Consider the following 6,236-nt stretch of genomic DNA (forward strand, 5'->3'; position numbering starts at 1 on the left):
CTTTTAGCTATTTATGTGATGTTTCGTTGTTGTGAAACAATGATTCCCGACATAGCCTATTTTCCTAAATTATCCAGTAAGTCAGAAAGTCTACATTTGATGCATTTTAGGACACGTTTGACGACATATTTTATGTTAATCAGAAAAGCGGCAGACGCCCCGGTAGATGTGTAATATAAATGCTCTATCGGATTCTAAAGGCTTTGATTGATTGACCTTGTTATAGATCATTTGGCTTTAATCAGGCGTCAATTGACCATGATCTTCAACGGGTTAGTTCGTAAGAGCTATATTAAAAATCCTGCTTATGATAATTTGAGCGTTAATCATGGGCCAAACTTGCTGACGGTTAGTTCGTCCACGCGTCACAAACTTACACCTTTTTAACAAACTCTGATTTTAGACTCATGGCACCAAAACCATCAATTTTGCAGTCGATGTCATGGTCGCTATCGACCAGGCGAATATTCTTTACTTTGGTTCCCATCTTGAGTGTTCCACCGGAGCCTTTTAGTTTTAAATCCTTGATGATGCTCACCGTGTCACCGTCTTGTAAAATATTTCCTGCCGAGTCACGGTAGACTTTGTCATTCTCTTCTATCGACTCCGCGTTGGCATTTGCCGGCCATTCATGTGCACATTCCGGACAGATGTAAAGCGCACCATCCTCGTAGGTAAATTCGGAATTGCATTTTGGGCATACTGGTAAAGTCATCATGATCTTGTCTGTCCGGAAACGGCTATAGATATAAAAGGATCTTAGTATACTGCGTGCCGCTGATAAACATGGCGAGCGATTGGTGCGATTGGATATGGACGAACTCAGAATAGTGCCTTGCAATAATCGCTATTAACCAATAGTTTACCTAATAAGACTACTCAAGGATCCTTAAATCATGCAAAACAAAACTGTCACATTGGCATTGCAGGGAGGAGGATCGCACGGGGCCTTCACATGGGGAGTATTGGATCGACTGCTTGAAGATGGAAGGGTCGAAATTGAGGGCGTCAGCGGTGCCAGTGCGGGGGCTATGAATGCGGTCGTGATGAGTCATGGTTTCGCTGTTGGAGGTCGGGATGGTGCGCGTCAGGCTTTATCCGACTTTTGGGATAGTGTCAGCACTAACGACCTTTTCACCTTCATGCCGCATCATGCGTTAAGCGACAGAGCAATTGCCCGACAAGCGTCCTCGACTGCCGTCATGAAGGGCTTTTTTTCAATGATGCGGTTATTTTCCCCGTATCAATTTAATCCTTTTGATCTTAATCCACTTCGCGACATTCTGGTAAAGCAGATTGATTTTGATCGACTGCGTTCGCATGGAACGATCAAACTGTTTGTAGCCGCGACACAAGTCAGCTCCGGCACATTAAAAATATTTCGCAATCACGACCTCAGTCTGGACGCATTGTTGGCGTCTGCTTGCCTGCCGTCCATGCATCATGCGATAAAGATCGATGGTGAAGCATATTGGGATGGTGGGCTTACCGCTAATCCGCCTATTTTTCCGTTACTGCATCTATGCACCTCGCCAGATATTATGGTCGTTTTGTTGCATCCTTTCCGACGTCCCAAAACGCCAACCACCTCCGATGAAATCGGGCAGAGGCTGACGGAAATCAGTTTTAGTTCCGCCTTTTTTACTGAATTAGGTGGTATTGCGCTTGCCAGACGCAATATTGAGGATGATCCGGAGGCCAGCGGTAAACTTGAGCAGCGTCTCAAAAATCTCAATATGCATTTAATCGATGCAGACGATTTGATGAGCCATTTAAGTGTCTCCAGCAAACTCAACATAAAGGCATCTTTTATCAACGCATTGCGCGATGCTGGTCGTCAACAAGCAGGTATCTGGCTGGCGGGAAAATTTGATGATCTGGGTCGACGTTCTTCCTTTGATATTGATCAATTTCTTCCATGAGCACCAATCGAAGTAGCCATTATTACTAGCTCAGTTTAAGTAGTTGTGAATAAGTCTATAATTCAACAGCACATCCATCCATCAAACATACGATTAAAGTAGCAGGAATCAAACAATGACTCAACCATGAAGACTTCCCAATCGGATTTCATTCACATTCGCGGCCTTCGTTATCACATTCGGCGATGGGGATCACCCGATGCACCGTTGTTATTTATGTTGCATGGCTGGATGGATGTCTCAGCATCTTTTCAATTTGTCGTTGATCAACTTGCGCAAGATTGGCAAGTCATCGCACCCGACTGGCGCGGCTTTGGTCTAACCCAATACGGGCCGGCCGATGTGTATTGGTTTCCAGATTATCTGGCGGACCTTGACGCTATTTTGCTGCATTATGCGGGAGATGAACCGGTCAACTTGCTCGGTCATAGCATGGGTGGAAACGTCGCAGGACTATATGCTGGCGTGCGACCACAGCGGATTCGTAAATTAATTAATCTGGAGGGATTCGGTCTTGGCGTAACGCAGCCAGAACAGGCACCTCTGCGTTACGCTAACTGGCTTGATGCGTTACAGCTCAAGCCCACCATGCAGACTTACCCCACGCAGGCGGCAGTTGCTGCGCGTTTAAAAAAGAATAATCCACGGCTAACGAATGCGCGTGCCGATTTTCTTTCTGGTTATTGGGCCTCTGAGACCAGTCCTGGGAAATGGGAAATTGCAGGCGATCCGGCTCACAGGCTTGTGAATCCAGTATTACCGAAAGTCGAAGAGTTACTGGCTTGTTGGCGGCGCATCACCGCACCGGTGTTGTGTGTGGAGGCCGCAGAGACGGCTATTTGGCAGTCTTGGGGTGGCAAGGAAGCGATACGCGCAGAAATTGACCGGCGCATGGCGTGCATTAATGACGTTCGCTTTGTCTCAATCGCCGATGCGGGACATATGATGCATCACGATCAGCCCCAATTGCTGGCCGCGACGATCGAGGAATTTTTGGCTGAGCCAATAGCGCTTCCTATGCTCGTTGCATCTGAATGAATCCTGATCGCTCGGATGCATCGAGAGCGCGTGATAAGTATCGGAATGTCTATCCCTCACAAAATCACGCGAATGCTAAAGATCATCCATCATGAAGGTTTGTCGTCGCCACGCATAAAAACCGTGGTGTCATTGATCCGATCAATCCGACCCGCTGCCATTTCCGCCAGCATATGAGACGACGAAATAGCGAGGCGCAACAAGTGTTCGGTGTCCATAATATCCAGCGTTGGCATCGTCCCGTTGTCTCGATCAGTGTTACTGAAGTGGGCCAGATCAATACATGTTTTTATACCTTGGCAAACATCGACCGTCAGGGCATAAAATTGTGCATGTCGATCACCGCGATGTTGAGGAAGCAACCAGGAAAATGATTTATGAAATGCTTCGATTTCAGAAGTCGGCGATTGTGGAGGATTGGTTTGCTTGTTCATGATTTTGGCTCGAATACACCAACGAACGCTACTAATGCGTTAGACAGATTAGTTTGGCCTTCGAAGGTTTGGAAGCGGGGAGGTTTGGACGTGATCGTGCTTCGCATTATTTTTTCCTTGTACGGTTACACCGCGCCCGCGACTAAACGGGTGGGCGGCAAATGGCGGGGTTAGTCGACCAGCGTACAAGGTTACCGGCATACCCGAAGGTATCCCCACCACCACCGCCCATTGAGGACAAGCGAAGGAAGAGCCACACTTAAGAAGCGGCATTGAGCCGTTCGTGCGCCTTGTACATGTCGAGCGACTAAACCCGTTCCCCTTTTTATTGGGGACGGGAAGAGTATAAATCAAGCTAGTCCGGTTTGTGAAGATTTGATCGCCAAATCGATAAACGCCGACATCAATATGTCCCAAATAGGACTTACGCAAACTGTTCCCAGCGGGGTTGTGCTTTCCTAGCCGTGTTGGCGCGTACTGTCTTCGTCGGCACGCCTTGCTTGGAACAGTTTGCGTAAGTCATATTATTGTGCAGCCGCAGCAAAGGGGGCGTATCGCGCGTACAATCATAGATTGATAGCGACTTTTGAACTGTTTCTTAATGCTGAATGTAGATCTCCATTGTCACTCGAATATTTCCGACGGAATGTTAACGCCGACGGCGGTGGCTGCGCGTGCCAAAGCTAACGGCGTTGACGTCTGGGCCTTAACCGATCACGATGAGGTGAGTGGGATAGCCGAAGCGCGGGCCGCCGCGCGCGTGCTCAATCTGCAGTTTGTGACAGGCGTCGAAATTTCGATTACGTGGGCCGGTCACACGATTCATATCGTTGGGCTAAAAATCGACGAAACCAATCAGGCGCTGCTCGACGGTCTGGCCGCAACGCGTGGTGGACGTGAGCGGCGTGCGCGTGACATGGCTGCTCAATTAGCGGCAATCGGTATTCCGTATGCATTTGAGGGAGCACTGAAGCATGTGGGCAATCCGGATTTGATTTCCCGGACCCATTTTGCGCGCTATCTGGTGGAAATTGGACGTTGCGCCGATACCCACGAAGTCTTTCGCAATTATTTGACTGAAGGTAAACCAGGTTACGTGCCGCATCGTTGGGCTAGTCTGGCGCAGGCGGTTAACTGGATTCGCGGTGCCGGCGGCATTGCAATCGTCGCCCATCCGGGGCGCTATCATCTGAGTGATGTCGCATTTGGTGCGTTCTTCGATGAATTTAAGCAATTGGGTGGTACGGCGATAGAGGTTAACACCGGAAGTCACTCGCCAGATCAATATGTTGAATATGCAAAAGTGGCCGCGACCTACGGTTTTCTAGCATCACGCGGGTCAGATTTTCATAGTCCTGGCGAATCCCGTGTCGATCTTGGCGCCTTGCCGCCATTGCCTGATAATGTGATACCGGTCTGGCACGATTGGGCTTTACAAGAACAAAATTAAACGGGCCCGCGTCTTGCCTAACGGATTACCCATTCAATTCGTCAGACAAGAACCGATATTTCTGCGAGAGTGCAAACATGTTTCGGCCGCGTTTAGGCCGATTCCCCATAAAATTTTCTGGCAAAATCGCGTATTTGGGGAAAACTAAGGCTGGAGTGTTAAAAATAGAGAACGTTGTTATAAGGTCGTTGTCAAAGCGCCGTACCTTGAAATTAGTAATAACAGTCTCATTTATGTTACATCCATCACTTAGGAGCCCTGCGCATGAAACGTATTTTCCTGTTCCTCGCCACAAATATTGCAGTAATGCTGGTGTTGAGCGTCGTCCTATCGTTGCTGGGCGTGGACCGTTTTCTGACGCGCAGTGGCCTCGATATACCAAAATTAATGGTATTTTCGCTGATAGTTGGCTTCGCAGGTTCAATTTTTTCGCTATTGATCAGCAAGTGGATGGCGAAACGCTCTACCGGTGCGCACGTGATTGTTTCGCCGTCCAACTCTACCGAGGTCTGGTTGGTCGACACGGTCGGCAAGTTGGCACAACGCGCAGGGATCGGTATGCCGGAGGTCGCAGTATTCCAAGGCGAGCCTAACGCATTTGCGACTGGGGCTTTTAAAAACTCTGCATTGGTGGCGGTTTCGACCGGCCTGCTTGAAAGCATGACGAAAGAAGAAGTTGAGGCGGTGCTTGGGCATGAAATCGCGCACATTGCGAACGGTGACATGGTGACGATGACACTCATCCAAGGCGTTTTGAACACTTTCGTCGTGTTTTTGTCCCGTGTCATTGGTTACGCGGTTGATCGCGCCATGTCACGTGGTAACAATGATGGTCCCGGTATTGGTTACATGATCTCCGTGATCGTTACGCAAGTGGTGTTGGGAATTGGTGCTTCAATGATCGTAGCCTGGTTCTCGCGCCACAGGGAGTTTCGGGCTGATGCCGGTTCGGCTAAATTAATGGGCAGTAGTCTGCCAATGCAACACGCACTGGCTCGTCTCGGTGGCGGCCAGGCAGCTTCGTTGCCGGAATCGATGGCAGCGATGGGTATTAACGACAAGCCTGGATTTATGGCGCTATTTTCAAGCCATCCACCGATCGAACAACGGATTGCAGCGTTACGTAATCCTCACGTTACAGCACTGTAATCATTCAAAATAGGGTGTAAAACCACCGTTGAAGGGATGTAGCAGGGCGGCGGTAGTCTATTGACTATCGCCGTTTTTATATTTAGAGAGTTAGAACTATGAGCCAGTTTTTTCACATTCATCCCGATAACCCCCAACTTCGGTTGATTAAACAAGCGGTCCAAATTATTCAATCCGGCGGAATCGTTGCGTTGCCAACCGACTGCTGTTATGCCTTGGTGTGTCAGTTGGATAATAAAGATG

7 protein-coding genes are annotated in these 6,236 nt (G+C 48.6%); 5 read left to right on the forward strand and 2 right to left on the reverse strand.

Annotation, left to right across the window (positions count from 1 at the left end; genetic code table 11):
- Positions 1-373 precede the first annotated feature (373 nt).
- A complete protein-coding gene (locus tag QN379_RS22840) occupies positions 374-718 on the reverse strand; it encodes a zinc ribbon domain-containing protein YjdM (protein WP_322238961.1) in 345 nt (114 codons plus the stop codon).
- Positions 719-896: 178 nt separating this feature from the next.
- Here QN379_RS22840 and QN379_RS22845 point away from each other — a divergent pair, with 178 nt between their 5' ends.
- Positions 897-1,922: a patatin-like phospholipase family protein gene (locus tag QN379_RS22845; RefSeq protein WP_322238959.1), complete on the forward strand. Its 1,026-nt coding sequence runs from the start codon at positions 897-899 to the stop codon at positions 1,920-1,922.
- A gap of 126 nt (positions 1,923-2,048) precedes the next feature.
- A complete protein-coding gene (locus tag QN379_RS22850) occupies positions 2,049-2,960 on the forward strand; it encodes an alpha/beta hydrolase (protein ID WP_322238957.1) in 912 nt (303 codons plus the stop codon).
- An 89-nt stretch (positions 2,961-3,049) separates the two neighbouring features.
- Here the strand turns inward: QN379_RS22850 and QN379_RS22855 are convergent, their stop codons facing one another.
- Positions 3,050-3,394: a hypothetical protein gene (locus QN379_RS22855; RefSeq protein ID WP_322238955.1), complete on the reverse strand. Its 345-nt coding sequence runs from the start codon at positions 3,392-3,394 to the stop codon at positions 3,050-3,052.
- 601 nt (positions 3,395-3,995) lie between these two features.
- On the opposite strand from QN379_RS22855, the gene QN379_RS22860 reads away from it, so the two are divergent.
- The 3 genes from QN379_RS22860 to QN379_RS22870 all read left to right on the forward strand — a co-directional run.
- Positions 3,996-4,844, forward strand: coding sequence for a 3',5'-nucleoside bisphosphate phosphatase (locus QN379_RS22860; RefSeq protein WP_322238954.1), 849 nt, complete (start codon positions 3,996-3,998; stop codon positions 4,842-4,844).
- Positions 4,845-5,108: 264 nt separating this feature from the next.
- A complete protein-coding gene (gene htpX / locus QN379_RS22865) occupies positions 5,109-5,993 on the forward strand; it encodes a protease HtpX (protein ID WP_322238952.1) in 885 nt (294 codons plus the stop codon).
- Between the two features lie 98 nt (positions 5,994-6,091).
- A partial coding sequence (locus QN379_RS22870; protein WP_323507709.1) for a Sua5/YciO/YrdC/YwlC family protein occupies positions 6,092-6,236 on the forward strand: 145 nt, incomplete at its 3' end.

It is taken from the genome of Glaciimonas sp. Gout2 (genome assembly GCF_035018905.1).
Lineage (GTDB): Bacteria > Pseudomonadota > Gammaproteobacteria > Burkholderiales > Burkholderiaceae_D > Glaciimonas.

What these genes read in the sequence shown, in the direction of transcription:
- QN379_RS22860 (WP_322238954.1), top strand. Translation starts at nt 3,996, where the DNA reads ATGCTGAATGTAGATCTCCATTGTCACTCGAATATTTCCGACGGAATG.
- htpX (WP_322238952.1), top strand. Translation starts at nt 5,109, where the DNA reads ATGAAACGTATTTTCCTGTTCCTCGCCACAAATATTGCAGTAATGCTG.
- QN379_RS22845 (WP_322238959.1), top strand. Translation starts at nt 897, where the DNA reads ATGCAAAACAAAACTGTCACATTGGCATTGCAGGGAGGAGGATCGCAC.
- QN379_RS22840 (WP_322238961.1), bottom strand. Translation starts at nt 718, where the DNA reads ATGATGACTTTACCAGTATGCCCAAAATGCAATTCCGAATTTACCTAC.
- QN379_RS22855 (WP_322238955.1), bottom strand. Translation starts at nt 3,394, where the DNA reads ATGAACAAGCAAACCAATCCTCCACAATCGCCGACTTCTGAAATCGAA.
- QN379_RS22850 (WP_322238957.1), top strand. Translation starts at nt 2,049, where the DNA reads ATGAAGACTTCCCAATCGGATTTCATTCACATTCGCGGCCTTCGTTAT.